At 62.4% G+C, this 19,903-nt stretch carries 18 protein-coding genes; 15 read left to right on the top strand and 3 right to left on the bottom strand.

Going from position 1 to position 19,903, the window contains the following annotated elements; translation table 11 throughout:
* Window positions 1-73: 73 nt before the first annotated feature.
* The 3 genes from dapC to map form a co-directional block, all read right to left on the bottom strand.
* Window positions 74-1,270, bottom strand: a complete 1,197-nt coding sequence (dapC, locus tag AC0SZ7_RS08515) for a succinyldiaminopimelate transaminase (RefSeq protein WP_475503977.1) — start codon at window positions 1,268-1,270, stop codon at window positions 74-76.
* Window positions 1,271-1,280: 10 nt separating this feature from the next.
* The gene (locus AC0SZ7_RS08510) at window positions 1,281-3,983 is read right to left on the bottom strand and encodes a [protein-PII] uridylyltransferase (RefSeq protein WP_475503976.1); all 2,703 of its coding nucleotides are present in this window, start codon (window positions 3,981-3,983) and stop codon (window positions 1,281-1,283) included.
* A 132-nt stretch (window positions 3,984-4,115) separates the two neighbouring features.
* Entirely contained in the window at window positions 4,116-4,898 is a 783-nt protein-coding gene (gene map, locus AC0SZ7_RS08505) for a type I methionyl aminopeptidase (RefSeq protein WP_027978826.1), read from the bottom strand.
* Window positions 4,899-5,240: 342 nt separating this feature from the next.
* On the opposite strand from map, the gene rpsB reads away from it, so the two are divergent.
* The 15 genes from rpsB to rnhB all read left to right on the top strand — a co-directional run bounded on the left by rpsB (window position 5,241) and on the right by rnhB (window position 19,837).
* Window positions 5,241-5,981, top strand: coding sequence for a 30S ribosomal protein S2 (gene rpsB / locus AC0SZ7_RS08500; RefSeq protein WP_008366367.1), 741 nt, complete (start codon window positions 5,241-5,243; stop codon window positions 5,979-5,981).
* Window positions 5,982-6,161: 180 nt separating this feature from the next.
* On the top strand, window positions 6,162-7,031 hold the full coding sequence (gene tsf, locus AC0SZ7_RS08495; protein ID WP_475503975.1) for a translation elongation factor Ts: 870 nt from the start codon (window positions 6,162-6,164) through the stop codon (window positions 7,029-7,031).
* 188 nt (window positions 7,032-7,219) lie between these two features.
* Window positions 7,220-7,963, top strand: a complete 744-nt coding sequence (pyrH, locus tag AC0SZ7_RS08490; protein WP_008366369.1) for a UMP kinase — start codon at window positions 7,220-7,222, stop codon at window positions 7,961-7,963.
* Entirely contained in the window at window positions 7,960-8,517 is a 558-nt protein-coding gene (frr, locus tag AC0SZ7_RS08485; RefSeq protein ID WP_475503974.1) for a ribosome recycling factor, read from the top strand. Before pyrH ends, frr begins: the two co-directional genes overlap by 4 nt.
* Before the next feature lie 19 nt (window positions 8,518-8,536).
* Window positions 8,537-9,292, top strand: a complete 756-nt coding sequence (uppS, locus tag AC0SZ7_RS08480; protein WP_475503973.1) for a polyprenyl diphosphate synthase — start codon at window positions 8,537-8,539, stop codon at window positions 9,290-9,292.
* A complete protein-coding gene (locus AC0SZ7_RS08475) occupies window positions 9,292-10,107 on the top strand; it encodes a phosphatidate cytidylyltransferase (RefSeq protein WP_475503972.1) in 816 nt (271 codons plus the stop codon). Before uppS ends, AC0SZ7_RS08475 begins: the two co-directional genes overlap by 1 nt.
* Entirely contained in the window at window positions 10,104-11,294 is a 1,191-nt protein-coding gene (gene ispC / locus AC0SZ7_RS08470) for a 1-deoxy-D-xylulose-5-phosphate reductoisomerase (protein ID WP_475503971.1), read from the top strand. Before AC0SZ7_RS08475 ends, ispC begins: the two co-directional genes overlap by 4 nt.
* Before the next feature lie 59 nt (window positions 11,295-11,353).
* The gene (gene rseP, locus AC0SZ7_RS08465) at window positions 11,354-12,706 is read left to right on the top strand and encodes a sigma E protease regulator RseP (RefSeq protein ID WP_475503970.1); all 1,353 of its coding nucleotides are present in this window, start codon (window positions 11,354-11,356) and stop codon (window positions 12,704-12,706) included.
* A gap of 73 nt (window positions 12,707-12,779) precedes the next feature.
* On the top strand, window positions 12,780-15,131 hold the full coding sequence (gene bamA / locus AC0SZ7_RS08460) for an outer membrane protein assembly factor BamA (RefSeq protein WP_475503969.1): 2,352 nt from the start codon (window positions 12,780-12,782) through the stop codon (window positions 15,129-15,131).
* A 35-nt stretch (window positions 15,132-15,166) separates the two neighbouring features.
* Entirely contained in the window at window positions 15,167-15,676 is a 510-nt protein-coding gene (locus AC0SZ7_RS08455) for an OmpH family outer membrane protein (RefSeq protein WP_475503968.1), read from the top strand.
* 2 nt (window positions 15,677-15,678) lie between these two features.
* Window positions 15,679-16,734 (top strand): UDP-3-O-(3-hydroxymyristoyl)glucosamine N-acyltransferase, encoded by a 1,056-nt coding sequence (gene lpxD / locus AC0SZ7_RS08450; protein WP_475503967.1) that lies wholly within the window; start codon window positions 15,679-15,681, stop codon window positions 16,732-16,734.
* 112 nt (window positions 16,735-16,846) lie between these two features.
* Window positions 16,847-17,287, top strand: a complete 441-nt coding sequence (gene fabZ / locus AC0SZ7_RS08445) for a 3-hydroxyacyl-ACP dehydratase FabZ (RefSeq protein WP_475503966.1) — start codon at window positions 16,847-16,849, stop codon at window positions 17,285-17,287.
* On the top strand, window positions 17,284-18,060 hold the full coding sequence (gene lpxA / locus AC0SZ7_RS08440; RefSeq protein WP_475503965.1) for an acyl-ACP--UDP-N-acetylglucosamine O-acyltransferase: 777 nt from the start codon (window positions 17,284-17,286) through the stop codon (window positions 18,058-18,060). Before fabZ ends, lpxA begins: the two co-directional genes overlap by 4 nt.
* A gap of 5 nt (window positions 18,061-18,065) precedes the next feature.
* A complete protein-coding gene (gene lpxB, locus AC0SZ7_RS08435; RefSeq protein WP_475504104.1) occupies window positions 18,066-19,199 on the top strand; it encodes a lipid-A-disaccharide synthase in 1,134 nt (377 codons plus the stop codon).
* An 8-nt stretch (window positions 19,200-19,207) separates the two neighbouring features.
* Complete coding sequence (rnhB, locus tag AC0SZ7_RS08430; RefSeq protein ID WP_473006818.1) at window positions 19,208-19,837, top strand: ribonuclease HII; 630 nt, start codon at window positions 19,208-19,210, stop codon at window positions 19,835-19,837.
* Window positions 19,838-19,903: the final 66 nt, after the last annotated feature.

Raw genomic sequence — 19,903 nt, 5'->3', positions numbered from 1 at the left:
CGGCGCGGGCGCGGGCGGCGCCCCGCCCCCCCGGGGGTCCCGCCCCCGGCCCCCCCCGCCCGCGTCAGAGGGGTCAACGCTGGCTGACGAAGTCGCGGATGCGCTCGGCAGCTTCCACGCACTCGGCCAGCGGCGCGACCAGCGCCATGCGCACGCGGCCAGCACCCGGGTTGACGCCGTCCACGTCGCGCGACAGGTACGAACCCGGTACCACGGTCACGTGCTGCTGCTCGAACAGCTGCTGGCAGAACTGCGCGTCATCCATCGGCACTTTCGGCCACAGGTAGAAGCTGCCGTCCGGGCGCTGCACGTCCAGCACCGGTGCCAGGATCTCCAGTACGGCATCGAACTTCTCGCGGTACAGCGCGCGGTTGGCGCGCACATGCACCTCGTCGTTCCAGGCGGCGATGCTGGCCAGCTGGGTCTGCACGGGCATGGCACAGCCGTGGTAGGTGCGGTACAGCAGGAAGGCTTTGAGAATTTCCGCATCGCCGGCCACGAAGCCTGAGCGCAGGCCCGGCAGGTTCGAGCGCTTGGACAGGCTGTGGAACACCACGCAACGCTTGAAGTCGTTGCGGCCAAGCTCCACGCAGGCGCTGAGCAGGCCGGGTGGTGGGGTTTGCTCGTCGAAGTACAGCTCGCTGTAGCACTCGTCGGCAGCAATCACGAAGTCGTGCTTGTCAGCCAGGGCAATCAGCTTTTTCAGGGTTTCCATCGGCACCAGGGCGCCGGTGGGGTTGCCTGGCGAGCACAGGAACAGGATCTGGCAGCGGTCCCAGACATCGGCCGACACAGCGTCGAAGTCCGGGTTGAAACCGTTGCTGTCCAGGCATGGCAGGTAGTGCGGCTTGGCGCCGGCCAGCAGGGCTGCGCCTTCGTAGATCTGGTAAAACGGGTTGGGGCTGATCACCAGGCCGTCGTCGCTGCGTTCAACCACGGTCTGGGTGAAGGCGAACAGCGCCTCGCGGGTACCGTTTACCGGCAGCACGTGGCGCGCCGGGTCGATCCAGCCGGCCGGCACGTTGAAGCGGCGTTCGCACCATGCGCCGATGGCCTCGCGCAGCGCCGGGATACCCAGGGTGGTGGGGTACACGGCCATCTGGTCGAGGTTGGCGCTCAGCGCTTCGGCGACAAAGCTGGGCGAGCGGTGCTTGGGCTCGCCGATGGACAGGGCAATGGCGCGCTTGTCCGGGTTGGGCGTGACGGCGCCCAGCAGCTTGCGCAGTTTCTCGAACGGGTAGGGCTGCAGCTGGTTCAAAGCGTTGTTCACGAAACTTCCTCTAAATGCTCAGGCGCGACAGCTCTACGCCCTGCGGCTGGCTGACACTCAGTTGGTCGACGATGGCATCCTGCAGGCGGCTGCACAGTTGCGGGTCGGAAAGCGGTTGGTTATCGGCGTCGGTAATGAAGAACACGTCTTCCACCCTTTCGCCCAGGGTGGCGATCTTGGCGTTCTGCAGCGACAGGTCGAACTCCAGGAAAATCTTGCCGATGCGCGCCAGCAGGCCGGGGCGGTCCGGGGCGCTGAGCTCCAGGATGGTCACCGGGCGCTGGGCATCGTTGTGGATGGTGACCTGGGGCGCGAAGGCAAAGTGCTTGAGCTGGCGCGGCACCCGGCGCTGGATGATGGTGGGGTAGTCGTCGGGGTTGCGCAGGGCCTCGGTGAGGCCGCTGCGGATCTCCTTGACGCGCACCGGGTTGTCGCCGATCGAGCCGCCGTCGGTGTCCAGGACTATATAGGTGTCGAGGGTGAACTGGCTGCTGGAGGTGATGATGCGCGCGTCATGGATGTTCAGGTTGAGCTGGTCCATGGCTGCCACGGTCACGGCGAAGAAGTCGTGCTGGTCGGGTGCGTAGATGAAGATCTGCGTGCCGCCCTCGAACTCGCGTTGGGTGGTCTCCTTGATCAGCACCAGCGGGCCGCCATCCAGCGGCTGCTGCAAGATGTTGTCGCTGTGCCAGGCCACGTCACCTGCGGTGTGGCGCAGGAAGTAGTCGTCGCCCAGCTGCGACCACAGCTGCTCTACGTCGTCGGGGTCGGTGCCGGCGCGCACCAGAATGTCCAGGGCTGCGCTCTGGGTCTGGCGGATCTGCTCTTCGCGGTCCAGCGGGTTTTCCAGGCCACGGCGCAGGGCGCGCTTGGTCTCGGTGAACAGTTGGCGCAGCAGGCTGGCGCGCCAGCTGTTCCACAGGCTGGGGTTGGTGGCGTTGATGTCGGCCACGGTCAGCACGTAGAGGTAATCCAGGTGCGTCTGGTCGCCCACCAGTTGGGCGAAATCGTGGATCACCTGCGGGTCGGAGAGGTCTTTGCGCTGGGCGGTGGTCGACATCACCAGGTGGTTCTGCACCAGCCACACGATCAGGCGGCTGTCCCACACCGGCAACTGGTGGCGCTGGCAGAACGCCTCGGCGTCCACCGCGCCCAGGTCGGAATGGTCGCCCTGGCGGCCCTTGCCAATGTCATGGTACAGGCCGGCCAGGTAGATCAGTTCGGGCTTGGGCAACTGGCCCATGAGCTTGCTGGCCAGCGGAAATTTCTCCGACACCGGCGTGTACTGCAGCTTGCGCAGGTGCTTGATCAGGTTCAGCGTGTGCGCGTCCACCGTGTAGATGTGGAACAGGTCATGCTGCATCTGCCCCACGATATGGCCGAACTCGGGCAGGTAGCGACCCAGAATGCCGTAGCGGTTCATGCGACGCAGGTTGCGGTGAATGCCGATTTCGCACTTGAACAGCTCGATGAACAGGCTGGTGTTGCGAATGTCGTTGCGGAAGTCGTCGTCGATCAGGTGGCGATGTTCGCGCAGCAGGCGGATGGTGTCTGCGCGCACGCCCTTGATCTCGGGGTTCTGCGCCATCAGCACGAAAATTTCCAGCATGGCGAACGGCGTGCGCTTGAACACGTTGGCGTGGGTAGCTTCGATGTAGCCGTCGTGCAGCTGGAAGCGCGAGTTGATGGGCAGAGTAACGCTGCCGACGTCATCGGCCAGAATCACCTCTTCGAAGTGCTGGATGATCAGGTCGCTGAGCTCGGCGATGCTCATCACCACGCGGTAATACTTCTGCATGAAGCGTTCGATGGCCAGCTTGGCGTCACTGTCCTTGAAGCCCAGCAGGCCGGCGATGCTGCGCTGGTGGTCGAACAGCAGGCGGTCTTCGGCGCGCCCGGCCAGCATGTGCAGGGCGTAGCGCACCTTCCACAGGAACTCCTGGGAGCTGGCCAGCAGGTTGTTCTCGCTTTCCAGCAGGAAACCTTCCCCCGCCAGGGCGTGCAGGTTCAGCGTGCCGTATTGGCGGCGGGCCACCCAGAGGATGGTCTGGATGTCGCGCAGCCCGCCCGGGGAGCCTTTGACGTTGGGTTCTAGGTTGTATTCGGTGTCGTTGTACTTGTGGTGCCGGGCCTTCTGTTCGGCGCGCTTGGCCAGGAAGAATTCCTTGCTGGGCCACATGTGCGCGGTGCCGGTCACTTCCAGCATGCGCTTGCGCAGGCGCTCGGGGCCGGCCACGGTGCGGCTTTCCATCAGGTTGGTGATGATGGTCAGGTCGGCGCGGGCCTGTTCGGCGCATTCTTCGATGGAGCGCACGCTTTGGCCCACTTCCAGGCCGATGTCCCACAGCAGGGTGAGAAAACGCTCGATGGAATCGCGGAAAATCTCGTGGTCCGAGCTTTCCAGCAGAATCAGCAGGTCGATGTCGGAGTAGGGGTGCAGTTCGCCGCGGCCATAGCCGCCCACCGCCACCAGGGCAATATCGGCTTCATCGCTCCAGTCGAACTGCTTCCAGGCCTGTTGCAGGATGTTATCGACGAACCAGGCGCGGTCCTCGATCAGCCGGCGAATGTCGCGGCCGGCGCGAAAACGCCCATCCAGCACGTCGCGGGCCTGGCGAATGGCTTTCTTGAACGCGGCGATGGGGCTCGCCTTGAGGGCCAGTTCCGCCTGGAACTGACCGCGATCGAACAACTCCGGATCCACCTGGGGCATCGAATGAGCCTTCCTGAACTGTAGCGGCAAATTTTGACTGGAGCGCTATTGTGGGAGCTGGCGTGCCAGCGAGTTTTTGGGAGGCCCCCAAAAGCTCGCTGGCAAGCCAGCTCCCACAATCAATGGGTCACATCACGCCGAGACGCGGGGGATGGTGTCGTCCGCGCGCAGGGTGAAGATCTCGTAGCCGGTGGCAGTCACCACCAGGGTATGTTCCCACTGGGCCGACAGCTTGCGGTCCTTGGTGATGGCGGTCCAGCCGTCGCCCAGCACCTTGGTGTCGGCCTTGCCCTGGTTGATCATCGGCTCGATGGTGAAGGTCATGCCTTCCTTCAGTTCCATGCCGGTGCCGGCGCGGCCATAGTGCAGGATCTGCGGCTCTTCGTGGAACACCTTGCCAATGCCGTGGCCGCAGAACTCGCGCACCACCGAGAAACCATTCTTTTCAGCGTGTTTCTGGATCACTTCGCCGATGTCGCCCAGGCGGCAGCCCGGCTTCACCAGCTCGATGGCCTTGTACATGCATTCCTGGGTGACCTGCGACAGGCGCTCGGCCCATACCGGCACGGTGCCGACGTGGAACATGCGGCTGGTGTCGCCGTGGTAGCCGTCCTTGATCACGGTGACATCGATGTTCAGCGTGTCGCCGTCCTTCAGCACCTTGTCGCCGGGAATGCCGTGGCATACCACGTGGTTGATCGAGGTGCAGATCGACTTGGGGAAGCCCTTGTAGTTCAACGGGGCCGGGATAGCCTTCTGCTCATTGACGATGAAGTCATGGCACAGGCGGTCCAGCTCTTCCGTGGTCACGCCGGGCTTGACGTGGGGTTCGATCATTTCCAGCACTTGCGCGGCCAGGCGGCCGGCAACGCGCATGTGCTCGATGTCCTCGGGGGTTTTGATGGTGACGGTCATACGGGCTCTCTGGGCGCTCGGCGGCGCAGGCAAACACGGGATGAAACGATTCTACCAGACGTACGGCAACGGGAACTGTCGCCAGGCATCGCTTCTCTATATAGAGTCATGGGGCCATTGTTGCGCGAAACAAGCTTCCACGCAAAAGTCGTTGATCGACAACGTGAATTCGGGTTTCGCTGGCCAAGGTTCTGTGATATAAAATGCGCCGCTTTCCGGGGATAGCCCCGAAAGCACAAACCCACACACGTGCCGGCACGATGACCTGGGTGCCCGCAGCTCAAGCTGCTGGTTGGTCATTGGGGTACGTGGAGGCCTAACCCGACTTATCAAGGAACTATCATGTCCCAAGTCAATATGCGCGATATGCTGAAGGCCGGTGTGCACTTCGGCCACCAGACCCGTTACTGGAACCCGAAAATGGGCAAGTACATTTTCGGCGCGCGCAACAAGATTCACATCATCAACCTCGAAAAAACCCTGCCAATGTTCAACGAAGCTCTGACTTTCGTTGAGCGCCTGGCCCAGGGCAAGAACAAGATCCTGTTCGTCGGCACCAAGCGTTCGGCTGGCAAGATCGTTGCTGAAGAAGCAGCACGTTGCGGCTCGCCGTACGTTGACCACCGCTGGTTGGGCGGCATGCTGACCAACTTCAAAACCATCCGTGCTTCGATCAAGCGTCTGCGCGACCTGGAAACCCAGGCCGAAGATGGCACCTTTGCCAAGCTGACCAAGAAAGAAGCCCTGATGCGCAGCCGTGATCTGGAAAAACTGGATCGCTCGCTGGGTGGTATCAAGGACATGGGCGGCCTGCCTGACGCACTGTTCGTTATCGACGTTGATCACGAGCGCATCGCGATCACCGAAGCCAACAAGCTGGGTATCCCGGTCATCGGCGTAGTCGATACCAACTCCAGCCCAGAAGGCGTTGACTACATCATCCCAGGTAACGATGACGCCATCCGCGCCATCCAGCTGTACATGGGTTCGATGGCTGACGCCGTTATCCGTGGCCGCAACCACGTTGCTGGCGGTACTGAAGAGTACGTCCAGGACGCTCCTGCTGCAGCGGTAGAAGGCTGAGTCTAGACGCCCAGCGTTTACTCGGTACGCAAAAAGGGGGCTAGGCCCCCTTTTTGCCACCTCGAGAACCTGTCTGCGTAGTCATTGCATTTTTTAACGCAGTAGCTGGCAGTGTTCAAGAATTGAGCGCCCGTGCCAATCGGGTGGAATGGTTGAAAACCTATCCAAGAGGATTTTGAAATGGCAGAAATTACTGCAGCGTTGGTCAAAGAACTGCGCGAGCGTACCGGCGAAGGCATGATGGACTGCAAAAAGGCCTTGACCAAGGCTGGCGGCGACATCGAAAAAGCGATCGACGACATGCGTGCTTCGGGCGCCATCAAGGCCGCCAAGAAAGCTGGCAACGTTGCCGCTGAAGGCGCCATCGCTGTTAAAGTCGCTGCTGACAACAAGTCCGCCGTGATCCTGGAAGTCAACTCGCAGACCGACTTCCTGGCCCTGCAGGACGACTTCAAGAACTTCGTGGCTGCCAGCGTTGAAAAAGCCCTGGCCGACAAACTGACCGACGCAGCTCCGCTGATCGCCGCTCAGGAAACTGCTCGTGAAGCCCTGGTTGCCAAAGTTGGCGAAAACGTCAACATTCGCCGCCTGGTTCGCGTTGAAGGCGACGTGGTCGACGCTTACCTGCACGGTAACAAGATCGGCGTAGTCGTTGCCCTGAAAGGCGGCAACGCCGAGCTGGCCAAAGACATCGCCATGCACGTGGCTGCCAGCAACCCAGAGTTCCTGCTGCCATCGCAAGTCTCCGCCGAAGCCATCGAACGCGAAAAAGCCGTGTTCCTGCAGCTGAACGAAGAGAAGATGAAAGGCAAGCCTGAGAACATCGTCGCCAACATGATCGACGGTCGTATCAAGAAGTTCCTGGCTGAAGCTTCCCTGGTCGAACAACCGTTCGTCAAGAACCCGGAAGTCAAGGTTGGCGAACTGGCCAAGAAAGCTGGCGCTGAAATCGTTTCGTTCACCTACTTCAAGGTCGGTGAAGGCATCGAGAAGCCAGTTGACAACTTCGCTGAAGAAGTTGCCGCTCAGCTGGCTGCTGCCAAGCAGTAAGACGGTCTAACCACTGTCGTCCCAAAGAGGCTGCCCGCTCACGCGCGCAGCCTCTTTGTCAAAGTGAAAGGCGGAATCGTGGCTTACAAGGCTGCTTCCGATGGCGCTGTAGCAGTGCCAAGCTAGAGTTAGCGCAGGCTGCAAAACAGCCCGCTCAGAATTTTTTAACGCCGCAGGAGAGATTCGCAATGGCTCAGCAGGTTAGTGGTCGTCAACCTCGCTATAAACGCATTTTGCTCAAACTTAGCGGCGAGGCCCTGATGGGCTCGGAAGACTTCGGTATCGACCCGAAGGTGCTGGACCGCATGGCCCTGGAAGTCGGCCAGCTGGTAGGTATCGGCGTGCAAGTGGGCCTGGTGATCGGCGGCGGCAACCTGTTCCGTGGTGCTGCGCTGAGCGAAGCCGGCATGGACCGCGTTACCGGTGACCACATGGGCATGCTCGCCACGGTGATGAACGCCCTGGCCATGCGCGACGCGCTGGAGCGCTCCAATATCCCGGCCATCGTCATGTCGGCGATCACCATGGTTGGCGTTACCGACCACTACGACCGTCGCAAGGCTGACCGCCTGCTCAAGTCCGGCGACGTGGTGATCTTCGCCGCCGGTACCGGCAACCCGTTCTTCACCACCGACTCCGCAGCCTGCCTGCGTGCCATCGAAATCGGCGCCGACGTGGTGTTGAAGGCAACGAAGGTCGATGGTGTGTACACTGCCGATCCATTCAAGGATCCGCATGCTGAGAAATTTGACCGCCTGACGTACGATGAAGTGCTGGACCGCAAGCTGGGTGTGATGGACCTGACCGCCATCTGCCTGTGCCGCGACCACAACATGCCGTTGCGGGTGTTTAACATGAACAAGCCTGGCGCTCTGCTGAATATCGTAGTGGGCGGCGCTGAAGGAACTCTGATCGAGGAAGGCGAAGAATGATCAACGAAATCAAGAAAGACGCGCAAGCGCGCATGCAGAAGTCCCTGGAATCGCTGCAACACGCGTTCAGCCGCATCCGTACCGGCCAGGCTCACCCAAGCATCCTGGGTGGCGTGATGGTGCCTTACTACGGCGCCGATACCCCGCTGAACCAGGTGGCCAACGTCACCGTTAAAGACTCGCGCACCCTGCAAGTGGTAGCGTTCGAGCGCAACATGCTGTCGGCCGTCGACAAGGCCATCCAGAGCTCGGGCCTGGGTTTCAACCCGACCAACCTGGGTGAACTGCTGCTGATCAGCATGCCGGCCCTGACCGAGGAAACCCGCAAGGGCTTCACCAAGCAGGCCCGTGATGCTGCCGAAGACGGCCGCGTTGCCGTGCGCAACATCCGTCGCGATGCCCTGAGCCAGCTGAAAGACCTGGTCAAGGAAAAGGAAATCAGCGAAGACGAAGAGCGCCGCGCTGCTGATGACGTGCAGAAGCTGACCGACAAGTTCGTGGCTGAAATCGAAGTGGCCGTGAAGCAGAAAGAAGCCGACTTGATGGCTGTATAAGAAGGATCCGCGCGTTTCCATGGAAAAGACCAAGCAGACTGCGCCATCCTCGGTGCCGCGACACGTTGCGATCATCATGGATGGGAATAACCGCTGGGCGAAGAAGCGCCTGCTGCCTGGCATCGCCGGGCACAAGGCCGGCGTGGACGCCGTTCGTGCCGTCATCGAGGTGTGCGCAGAGGCGAAGGTCGAGGTCCTGACCCTCTTTGCCTTCTCCAGCGAGAATTGGCAACGGCCGGCCGAAGAGGTCGGGGCCCTCATGGAGCTGTTCTTCTCGGCCCTGCGCCGGGAAGCGCGGCGCCTGAATGAAAACCGCATCAGCCTGCGCATCATCGGTGATCGCTCACGCTTTCACCCTGAGCTGCAGGCTGCCATGCGTGAAGCGGAGGCGTTGACCGCCGGCAATGACCGCTTCGTGCTGCAGATCGCCGCCAACTATGGTGGCCAGTGGGACATCGCCCAGGCCGCCCAGCGCCTGGCTCGCGAAGTCCAGGCCGGGCACCTGCGCCCGGACGATATTACCCCCGGGTTGTTGCAGACCTGCCTGTCCACCGGCGACCTGCCGTTGCCTGACCTGTGCATCCGCACCGGCGGCGAGCGACGCATCAGCAACTTCCTGCTCTGGCAGCTGGCCTACGCCGAGCTGTATTTCTCCGACCTGTTCTGGCCGGACTTCAAACACGAGGCCATGCGCACCGCGCTGGCCGATTTCGCTTCGCGCCAGCGCCGCTTCGGTAAGACGAGCGAGCAGGTCGAAGCCGGAGCCCGTGCTTAATGCTTAGACAACGCATCATTACAGCGCTGATCCTGCTACCGATCGCCCTGTGCGGTTTCTTCCTGCTCGAAGGTGCAGGCTTTGCCCTGTTCATCGGCCTGGTAGTGACCCTGGGCGCCTGGGAGTGGGCACGCCTGGCCGGTTTCGAGGCGCAGGGTGCGCGCGTGGGCTTTGCCGCCGTGGTGGCGGTGGCCCTGTTCTTCCTTTACCTGTCGCCGGCGTTGGCGCCCTTCGTGCTGGCAGCCGCGCTGATCTGGTGGGGGGTGGCAACCTTCCTGGTGCTGACCTTCCCGCGCACCAGCGAGCATTGGTCCAGCGTGGCCTGCAAGCTGCTGATCGGCCTGTTGATCCTGCTGCCGGCCTGGCAGGGCCTGGTGCTGATCAAGGCCCAGGGGCAAGGCAACTGGCTGATTCTGGCGGTGATGGTGCTGGTGTGGGCCGCCGATATCGGCGCCTATTTCTCCGGCAGGGCCTTCGGCAAGGCCAAGTTGGCGCCGCAGGTCAGCCCTGGCAAAAGCTGGGCGGGCTTCTATGGCGGCATGGCGGTAAGCCTGCTGATTACCCTGGTGGTTGGCCAGGTGCGCCATTGGGGTATCGGTGAAACCCTTCTGTGCCTGATCGGCGCGGCCATCGTGGTGGCGCTGTCGGTGGTGGGTGACCTGACCGAAAGCATGTTCAAGCGTCGCGCCGGTATCAAGGACAGCAGCAACCTGCTGCCAGGCCATGGCGGCGTGCTGGACCGCATCGACAGCCTGACCGCTGCCGTGCCGGTGTTCGCCGTGCTGCTCTGGGCTGCCAACTGGAGCGCCCTGTGAGCAAGCCGCAAATGATTACCGTGCTCGGCGCCACGGGCTCCATTGGCCTGAGCACGCTGGACGTGGTGGCGCGCCACCCGGACCTGTACCAGGTGTTTGCGCTCAGTGGCTACTCGCGGCTCGATGAATTGCTGGCGTTGTGCGTGAAGCACCGCCCGCAAGTCGCCGTGGTGCCGGACGAGGCGGGCGCCCGTCAGCTGGAAGCGGGCTTGCGCGCTGCCGGCCTGGCTACCCAGGTGCTGATCGGCGAGCAGGGCCTGTGCCAGGTGGCTGCCGACCCGAGCGTGGACGCCGTCATGGCAGCCATCGTCGGCGCCGCGGGCCTGCGCCCTACACTGGCGGCGGTTGAAGCCGGCAAGAAGGTGTTGCTGGCCAACAAGGAGGCGCTGGTGATGTCCGGCGCGCTGTTCATGCAGGCCGTGCGCCGCAGCGGCGCGGTGCTGCTGCCCATCGACAGCGAGCACAACGCGATTTTCCAATGCCTGCCGGGCGATTTCGCCCGCGGCCTGGGCAATGTCGGCGTGCGCCGTATCCTGCTGACCGCCAGTGGTGGCCCGTTCCGCGAGACGCCGCTGGCCGAGCTGGAGCGGGTGACCCCCGAGCAGGCCTGTGCCCACCCGAACTGGTCCATGGGGCGCAAGATTTCCGTTGATTCCGCCAGCATGATGAACAAGGGCCTGGAGCTGATCGAGGCCTGCTGGCTGTTCGATGCACGCCCGGAGCAGGTCGAGGTGGTGGTGCATCGCCAAAGTGTGATTCACTCCATGGTCGACTATGTCGACGGTTCGGTCTTGGCGCAGTTGGGCAACCCCGACATGCGCACGCCCATCGCCCACGCGCTCGCCTGGCCTGCACGTATCGATTCGGGCGTGTCGGCGCTGGACCTGTTCGCCATCGGCCGGCTGGATTTCGAAGCCCCCGACGAACAGCGCTTCCCTTGCCTGCGCCTGGCGCGGCAGGCTGCCCAGGCGGGCAATAGCGCGCCGACGATGCTCAACGCTGCCAACGAAGTGGCAGTGGCGGCATTTCTCGAGCGGCGCATCCGTTACCCCGACATCGCGCGTATGATCGAGGATGTAGTGGGTCAGGAGCCGGTCGTGGCGCTGGATGCGCTGGACGCGGTGTTTGCCGCCGACGCGCGGGCACGCGAGCTGGCCGGGCAATGGTTGAATCGCCACGGGCGTTGACTGCCGCGGTGTGCACGCGCACCGCTTGATTTGCGCCGCGACGCAATTCGGAGAGAGTTATGAGTGCGCTCTACATGATTGTCGGTACCCTGGTGGCATTGGGCGTACTGGTCACCTTTCACGAATTCGGCCATTTCTGGGTCGCGCGGCGCTGTGGCGTCAAGGTTTTGCGTTTTTCCGTGGGCTTCGGCCTGCCGCTGCTGCGCTGGCATGACCGGCAAGGCACCGAATATGTGGTAGCTGCCATTCCATTGGGCGGTTACGTGAAGATGCTCGACGAGCGCGAGGGCGAGGTGCCGGCCGCGCAGCTGGACCAGGCGTTCAACCGCAAGAAGGTTGGCCAGCGCATCGCTATCGTTGCCGCCGGCCCGATTGCCAACTTCCTCCTGGCGCTGTTTTTCTTCTGGGTGCTGGCCATGCTGGGCAGCCAGCAGGTCAAGCCGGTCATTGGCAACGTCGAGCCAGGCAGTATTGCCGCAGTCGCCGGCCTGAGTGCCGGCAGCGAAATTGTTTCGGTAGATGGCGAAGCCACCAGCGGCTGGTCGCAAGTCAACCTGCAATTGGTACGTCGCCTGGGCGAGACCGGTTCGCTGCAGATCAACGTACGGCCCCAGGGCTCCACGGCCGATGAGCCGCACACCCTGGCGCTGGACCGGTGGCTGCAGGGCACCGACGAGCCGGACCCTATCCGTTCGCTGGGTATTCGCCCATGGCGCCCGGCGCTGGAGCCAGTGTTGGCCGAGCTGGACCCGAAAGGCCCGGCGCAGGCCGCTGGTCTGAAAACCGGCGACCGCCTGCTGGCCCTGGACGGCGCCGCGCTGACCGATTGGCAGCAGGTGGTGGACCTGGTGCGCCAGCGCCCGGACGGCAAGATCACCCTGCGCGTGCAGCGTGACGGCCAACAGCTGGACGTGCCGGTAACCCTGGCGTCCCGGGGCGAAGGCAAGGCTGCTGCAGGTTACATGGGGGCAGGGGTGAAGGCGGTTGAATGGCCGCCGGAAATGACCCGCGAGGTCAGCTACGGGCCGCTGGCCGCCATTGGCGAGGGTGCCCGGCGCACCTGGACCATGAGTGTGCTGACCCTTGATTCACTGAAGAAAATGTTGTTCGGCGAGCTCTCGGTAAAAAACTTGAGTGGACCGATAACCATTGCTAAAGTGGCGGGCGCTTCAGCCCAGTCGGGCGTTGGGGATTTCCTGAATTTCCTCGCCTATCTGAGCATTAGCCTGGGGGTTCTGAATTTGCTGCCCATCCCCGTGTTGGATGGGGGGCACTTGCTGTTCTACCTGATCGAATGGGTGCGTGGTCGCCCAGTGTCGGATCGGGTACAGGGTTGGGGGATCCAGATCGGTATCAGTTTGGTAGTCGGGGTGATGTTGCTTGCCCTGATCAACGATTTGGGTCGACTGTAAAGCTTCGCTCAATTGCGAACCTGCCGCCTTTGCGGCAGTTTGCTTATTGCCAGTTGGAATAAGAAAGGACTTCATGAAACGTCTGCTGCTTACTGCGGTTCTTGCCGCATTGATGGTCACCGAAGTTCACGCCGAGTCCTTCAAAATCACTGATATTCGTGTCAACGGCTTGCAGCGGGTATCCGCCGGCAGCGTGTTTGGTGCCTTGCCATTGAACGTTGGCGACGAAGCGGATGATCGACGCCTCGTGGATTCCACTCGCGCGCTGTTCAAGACCGGTTTCTTTCAGGATATCCAGCTGGGCCGCGACGGCAACGTCCTGGTCATCAGTGTAGTCGAACGCCCGTCGGTCTCCAGTATCGAGATCGAGGGCAACAAGGCTATTTCCACTGAAGACCTGATGAAAGGCCTGAAACAGTCCGGTCTTGCCGAGGGCGAGATCTTCCAGCGTGCCACCCTCGAGGGCGTGCGCAACGAGCTGCAACGCCAGTACGTCGCCCAGGGCCGCTACACGGCCACCGTCGACGCCGAGGTGGTGCCGCAGCCGCGCAACCGCGTCAGCCTGAAGATCAAGATCAACGAAGGCACCGTCGCTGCCATCCAGCACATCAACGTGGTGGGCAACACGGTGTTCTCCGAAGAGGAGCTGACCGATCAGTTCCAGCTCAAGACCACCAACTGGCTGTCGTTCTTCAAGAACGACGACAAGTACGCCCGGGAAAAACTCTCCGGTGACCTTGAGCGCCTGCGTTCCTACTACCTGGACCGGGGCTACATCAACATGGACATCGCTTCTACCCAGGTGTCGATCACCCCGGACAAGAAGAGCGTCTACATCACCGTCAACATCAACGAAGGGCAGAAGTACACCGTTCGTGACGTGAAGCTGTCCGGCGACCTGAAAGTGCCTGAAGACCAGGTGAAGGCGCTGCTGCTGGTGCAGAAGGAGCAGGTGTTCTCGCGCAAGCTGATGACCACCACCAGCGAGCTGATCACCCGCCGCCTGGGTAACGATGGCTACACCTTCGCCAACGTCAACGGCGTGCCGACCCCGCATGATGACGACCACACCGTCGACATCACCTTCGTGGTCGACCCGGGCAAGCGTGCCTACGTGAACCGCATCAACTACCGCGGCAACACCAAGACCGATGACAAGGTGCTGCGTCGCGAAATGCGCCAGATGGAAGGTGGCTGGGCGTCGACCTACCTGATCGACCAGTCCAAGACCCGTCTGGAGCGCCTTGGCTACTTCAAGGAAGTCAACGTCGAGACCCCGGCCGTACCGGGCGTGGACGACCAGGTTGACGTGAACTACAGCGTGGAAGAACAAGCCTCCGGTTCGATTACCGCCAGCGTCGGTTTCGCCCAGAGCGCCGGTCTGATTCTGGGTGGTTCCATCAGCCAGAGCAACTTCCTGGGTACCGGTAACAAGGTCTCCATCGGCCTGACCAAGTCCGAATACCAGACCCGTTACAACTTCAGCTACGTCGACCCGTACTTCACGCCGGACGGCGTCAGCCTGGGTTACAACGCCTTCTACCGCAAGACCGACTACAGCGACCTCGACGTCGATATCGCCAGCTACTCGGTTGACAGCTACGGCGTGGGCATGACGTTCGGCTACCCGATCAGCGAAACGTCGCGCATGACCTACGGCCTGACGCTGCAACACGACAGCATCAGCACCGGCACCTACACCGTTGACGAGATCTTCGATTTCATCGACAAGGAAGGCAGCAGCTTCACCAACCTGAAGGCGTCCGTGGGCTGGTCCGATTCGACCCTGAACAAGGGCACCCTGCCGACCCGTGGTCACTCGCAGAGCCTGACGTTCGAAACCACCACGCCTGGCAGCGACCTGTCGTTCTACAAGATCGACTACCGCGGCCAGCTGTTCGCACCGATCACTGACACCTACACCCTGCGCCTGCACTCGGAACTGGGCTATGGCGACGGCTTCGGTGACACCCACGGGCTGCCGTTCTACGAGAACTACTACGCGGGTGGTTTCAACTCGGTACGTGGCTTCAAGGACAGCACCCTGGGCCCACGCAGCACGCCAAGCTCGGGCAAGTTTCCAGGTACCGTGGCTGACCCGGACCAGGACCCCGAAGCCTTCGGTGGTAACGTGCTGATCACCGGTGGTGCCGAAATCCTGTTCCCCATGCCGTTCGTGAAAGACCAGCGTTCGCTGCGTACTTCGCTGTTCCTGGACATGGGTAGCACCTTCGACACCAACTGCTCGGCGAGCTCCAAGTACTGCGAAAGCGTGGACTTCTCGCAGATGGCTGCCTCCGTCGGTCTGGGCGTGACCTGGGTCACCGCACTGGGTCCTCTGAGCTTCAGCCTGGCGACGCCGATCAAGAAGCCTGATTACTCTGAAACCCAGATCTTCCAATTCTCCCTGGGCCAGACCTTCTAAGGTCTGCCCGACCACAGTTTCCGTAGGAGTGCACCGTGCGCAAGTTGACACAAATGGTTCTTCTGGCAGCCACCCTGGCCGCTACCGCTACCCCAGCGTTTGCCGACATGAAAATTGCCGTGCTGAACTATCAGATGGCCCTGCTGGAATCTGATGCGGCCAAGCAATACGCCGTGGACGCCGAGAAGAAATTCGGTCCGCAACTGACCAAGCTCAAGGCCCTGGAAAGCAGCGCCAAGGGTATCCAGGATCGCCTGGTGAACGGTGGCGACAAGCTGCCACAGCCTGACCGCGAGAAGCTGGAGCTGGACTTCAAGCAGAAAGCCCGTGACTTCCAGTTCCAGTCCAAGGAGCTGAACGAAGCCAAGGCCAACGCCGACCGCGACATGCTCAAGCAGCTGAAGCCGAAGCTGGATGGCGCTGTTGAAGAAGTCATCAAGAATGGCGGCTTTGACCTGGTACTCGAGCGTGGCGCTGTGATCGATGTCAAACCGCAATATGACATCACTCGCCAAGTCATCGAGCGCATGAACAAAGCGCGCTGATCATGACTGTAACCCTGAAGCTCGGCCAATTGGCCGAGTTCCTCGGTGCGACCCTGCGGGGCAGCGAGGATACCGAAATTACCGGGCTGGCCACTTTGCAAGAGGCCGGCCCTGGTCAGTTGAGCTTCCTGGCAAACCCCCAGTACCGCAAGTTCCTGCCTGACTGCACCGCCGCAGCCGTGCTGCTCAAGCCTGCCGACGCGGAAGGCTATGCGGGTGCCGCGTTGCTGGTCGACGACCCGTACCTGGCCTATGCACGTGTTTCCCACCTGTTCGACCCCAAGCCCAAGGCAGCTGCCGGCATTCATGCCAGCGCCGTGGTGGCGGCCGACGCGGTGGTGCACCCCAGTGCCAGCATCGGTGCATTCGCGGTGATTGAAAGCGGCGCACAGATTGGCGCCGACACCACCGTGGGTGCCCACTGCTTCATCGGCGCGCGCTGCGTGATCGGCGAAGGCGGCTGGCTGGCCCCGCGCGTTACCCTGTACCACGACGTGCGCATCGGCGACCGCGTGGTCATTCAGTCGGGCGCGGTGCTGGGCGGTGAGGGCTTCGGCTTTGCCAACCAGAAGGGCGTGTGGAACAAGATCGCCCAGATCGGTGGCGTCAGCATCGGTAATGACGTGGAAATCGGCGTGAACACTGCGGTAGACCGCGGCGCGCTGGCTGACACGGTCATTGGCAACGGCGTCAAGCTCGACAACCAGATTCAGATCGCCCACAACGTGCAGATCGGCGACAACACCGCCATGGCGGCGTGTGTCGGCATCTCCGGCAGCACCAAAATCGGCAAGAACTGCATGCTGGCCGGCGGCGTGGGCCTGGTGGGCCATATTGATATTTGTGACGGTGTCTTCATCACCGGCATGACCATGGTCACCCATTCCATTACCGAGCCAGGGGCCTATTCCTCGGGCACGGCGATGCAGCCAGCGGGCGAGTGGCGCAAGAGCGCGGCACGCCTGCGACAGATCGATGACATGTTCCGTCGTCTCAAACAGGTAGAAAAGCGTGTCGAAGCCGTGACCCCGGGCGACAAAGCGTCATCTGATGGCTGATACCAATTCCATATCAAGTGTGCACAGCCGCTAAACTGCCTCCTTGATTTGCAATAGGAGTGCTGCGCGTCAGTCGCGCGCTCCCTATCTTTTATACAGGCTTCCCCCCGAAATGATGGACATCAACGAGATTCGCGAATACCTGCCTCACCGTTACCCGTTCCTGCTGGTGGACCGTGTAGTGGAGCTGGACGTCGAGGCACAGCGCATTCGCGCCTACAAGAATGTCAGCATCAACGAGCCATTCTTCAACGGCCACTTTCCTGCGCACCCGATCATGCCGGGCGTGCTGATCATCGAGGCAATGGCCCAGGCAGCTGGTATTCTTGGTTTCAAGATGCTGGACGTGAAACCGGCCGACGGTACCCTGTACTACTTCGTGGGTTCCGACAAACTGCGTTTCCGCCAGCCGGTGCTGCCGGGCGACCAACTGATCCTGGAAGCCAAGTTCATCAGCTGCAAGCGTCAGATCTGGAAATTCGAGTGCTCGGCTTCCGTTGACGGCAAGCCGGTGTGCTCGGCTGAAATCATTTGTGCGGAACGCAAGCTATGAGTTTGATTGACCCTCGCGCCATCATCGACCCGTCTGCCATTCTGGCTGACGGCGTCGAGGTCGGCCCTTGGTCGATCATCGGCGCTGGCGTTGAAATCGGCGAGGGGACCGTCATCGGCCCCCACGTGATTCTCAAGGGGCCGACCAAAATCGGTAAGCACAACCGCATCTACCAGTTTTCCTCGGTAGGCGAAGACACCCCTGACCTCAAGTACAAGGGTGAAGACACGCGCCTGGTCATTGGTGACCACAACGTGATCCGCGAAGGCGTGACCATCCACCGCGGCACTGTCCAGGACCGCGCGGAAACCACCCTGGGCGATCACAACCTGATCATGGCCTATGCCCACATCGGCCATGATTGCGTGATCGGCAACCACTGCATCCTGGTCAACAACACGGCGCTGGCCGGCCACGTGCACCTGGATGACTGGGCTATCCTGTCCGGCTTCACCCTGGTCCACCAGTATTGCCACATTGGCGCCCACAGCTTCTCCGGCATGGGCACGGCCATCGGCAAGGACGTGCCTGCGTACGTGACCGTGTTCGGCAACCCCGCCGAAGCGCGCAGCATGAACTTCGAAGGCATGCGCCGTCGTGGTTTCAGCGACGAGGTCATTCATGCCCTGCGCCGCGCCTACAAGGTGGTCTACCGTCAGGGCCTGACCGTCGAGCAGGCTATTGCCGAGCTGGCCGAGCCGGCTGCCCAGCACCCTGAAGTGGACGTGTTCCTGCGCTCCATCCAGAACTCGACCCGCGGCATTACCCGCTGATGGCATTGCCAGGCAAGCTGCGCGTCGCCCTGGTGGCGGGCGAGGCCAGTGGCGATATCCTCGGCGCCGGGCTCATGCACGCCCTCAAGGCGCGCCACCCGGACATCGAGTTCATGGGTGTGGGTGGCCCGCTCATGGAAGCTCAGGGCCTGGTGTCCGAGTTCCCCATGGAGCGCCTGGCCGTGATGGGCCTGGTGGAAGTGCTGGGCCGCCTGCGTGAGCTGCTGGCCCGGCGCAAGCTGCTGGTGCAGACGCTGATCGAGCGCAAGCCCGACGTGTTCATCGGCATCGACGCCCCTGATTTCACCCTCAACATCGAACTCAAATTGCGCCAGGCCGGAATCAAGACCGTGCATTACGTCAGCCCGTCCGTGTGGGCGTGGCGGCAGAAGCGCGTGCTGAAGATTCGCGAGGGCTGCGACCTGATGCTGACCCTGTTCCCCTTCGAAGCGAAATTCTACGAAGAAAAGGGCGTGCCGGTGCGCTTTGTCGGCCACTCGCTGGCGGACACCATCCCGCTGCAGGCCGACCGTGCCCAGGCGCGCGCCGAGATTGGCCTGCCGCTGGACGGCCAGGTGGTGGCGCTGATGCCGGGCAGCCGCGGTGGCGAAGTAGGGCGCCTGGGCGAGCTGTTCCTTGATACCGCCCAGCGTCTGCTGGCATTGCGCCCGGGCCTGCGCTTCGTGCTGCCGTGCGCCAACGCCGCACGCCGGGCGCAGATCGAGGCCATGCTGGTGGGGCGTGACCTGCCGCTGACCCTGCTCGACGGCCAGTCCCATCGCGCCCTGGCAGCCTGCGACGCGGTGTTGATCGCCTCTGGCACGGCAACCCTTGAGGCCTTGCTGTACAAGCGCCCCATGGTCGTCGCCTACCGCCTGGCGGGGCTCAGCTACTGGATTCTCAAGCGTATGGTGAAAAGCCCGTACGTGTCGCTGCCCAACCTGCTGGCCCAGCGCATGCTGGTGCCCGAGTTGCTGCAGGACGCCGCCACCCCCGAAGCCCTGGTGCAAACGCTGCTACCCTTGCTGGACAACGGCCAGGAACAGACCCTGGGCTTTGACGACATTCACCGCACCCTGCGCCGCGATGCCTCCAACCAGGCTGCGGAAGGCGTGCTGGCACTGCTGGCGAAACAATGACCTCACAAATGCAAATGGGCCTGGACTACACCCTGGTCGAAGACCTGGTGGCCGGCGTCGACGAAGTGGGCCGTGGCCCGCTGTGTGGCGCCGTGGTCACCGCGGCGGTGATTCTCGACCCGAACCGGCCAATCCTGGGGCTCAACGACTCCAAGAAGCTGACCGAGGCCAAGCGCGAGAAGCTGTTCGACGAAATCTGTGAAAAGGCCCTCAGCTGGCATATCGCCCGCGCCGAGGTCGAGGAAATCGACGAGCTGAACATCCTGCACGCCACCATGCTGGCCATGCAGCGCGCAGTGGAAGGCTTGCACATCACCCCCAAGCTGGCGTTGATCGATGGCAACCGCTGCCCGAAACTGGCGGTGCCCAGCGCCCCGGTGGTGCAGGGCGATGCCAAGGTGCCGGCGATTGCCGCGGCCTCCATCCTGGCCAAGGTCAGCCGTGACCGCGAGATGGCAGCGTTCGAGTTGATCTACCCTGGCTACGGCATCGGCGGCCACAAGGGCTACCCCACGCCTGTGCACCTGGAAGCCCTGGCGCGCCTGGGGCCTACGCCTATCCACCGCCGTTCGTTTGCACCTGTGCGACAGGCGTATGAGGCGCGGGCGCTGCTGGACCCGGACATGTCGCTGAGCTGAGCTGGCTGATGTTTTGATCAAGGCCCGGTACAATCCGGGCTTTGTTGTTTTGTGCACCTATAGGAT

The organism is Pseudomonas sp. JC1203, from assembly GCF_056175065.1.
The sequence above is the reverse complement of the archived record's forward strand: the minus strand, read 5'-3'. Positions and strand labels throughout refer to the sequence as shown.

What these genes read in the sequence shown, in the direction of transcription:
- AC0SZ7_RS08510 (WP_475503976.1), bottom strand. Translation starts at nt 3,983, where the DNA reads ATGCCCCAGGTGGATCCGGAGTTGTTCGATCGCGGTCAGTTCCAGGCG.
- map (WP_027978826.1), bottom strand. Translation starts at nt 4,898, where the DNA reads ATGACCGTCACCATCAAAACCCCCGAGGACATCGAGCACATGCGCGTT.
- rpsB (WP_008366367.1), top strand. Translation starts at nt 5,241, where the DNA reads ATGTCCCAAGTCAATATGCGCGATATGCTGAAGGCCGGTGTGCACTTC.
- tsf (WP_475503975.1), top strand. Translation starts at nt 6,162, where the DNA reads ATGGCAGAAATTACTGCAGCGTTGGTCAAAGAACTGCGCGAGCGTACC.
- pyrH (WP_008366369.1), top strand. Translation starts at nt 7,220, where the DNA reads ATGGCTCAGCAGGTTAGTGGTCGTCAACCTCGCTATAAACGCATTTTG.
- frr (WP_475503974.1), top strand. Translation starts at nt 7,960, where the DNA reads ATGATCAACGAAATCAAGAAAGACGCGCAAGCGCGCATGCAGAAGTCC.
- uppS (WP_475503973.1), top strand. Translation starts at nt 8,537, where the DNA reads ATGGAAAAGACCAAGCAGACTGCGCCATCCTCGGTGCCGCGACACGTT.
- AC0SZ7_RS08475 (WP_475503972.1), top strand. Translation starts at nt 9,292, where the DNA reads ATGCTTAGACAACGCATCATTACAGCGCTGATCCTGCTACCGATCGCC.
- rseP (WP_475503970.1), top strand. Translation starts at nt 11,354, where the DNA reads ATGAGTGCGCTCTACATGATTGTCGGTACCCTGGTGGCATTGGGCGTA.
- bamA (WP_475503969.1), top strand. Translation starts at nt 12,780, where the DNA reads ATGAAACGTCTGCTGCTTACTGCGGTTCTTGCCGCATTGATGGTCACC.
- lpxD (WP_475503967.1), top strand. Translation starts at nt 15,679, where the DNA reads ATGACTGTAACCCTGAAGCTCGGCCAATTGGCCGAGTTCCTCGGTGCG.
- fabZ (WP_475503966.1), top strand. Translation starts at nt 16,847, where the DNA reads ATGATGGACATCAACGAGATTCGCGAATACCTGCCTCACCGTTACCCG.
- lpxA (WP_475503965.1), top strand. Translation starts at nt 17,284, where the DNA reads ATGAGTTTGATTGACCCTCGCGCCATCATCGACCCGTCTGCCATTCTG.
- rnhB (WP_473006818.1), top strand. Translation starts at nt 19,208, where the DNA reads ATGCAAATGGGCCTGGACTACACCCTGGTCGAAGACCTGGTGGCCGGC.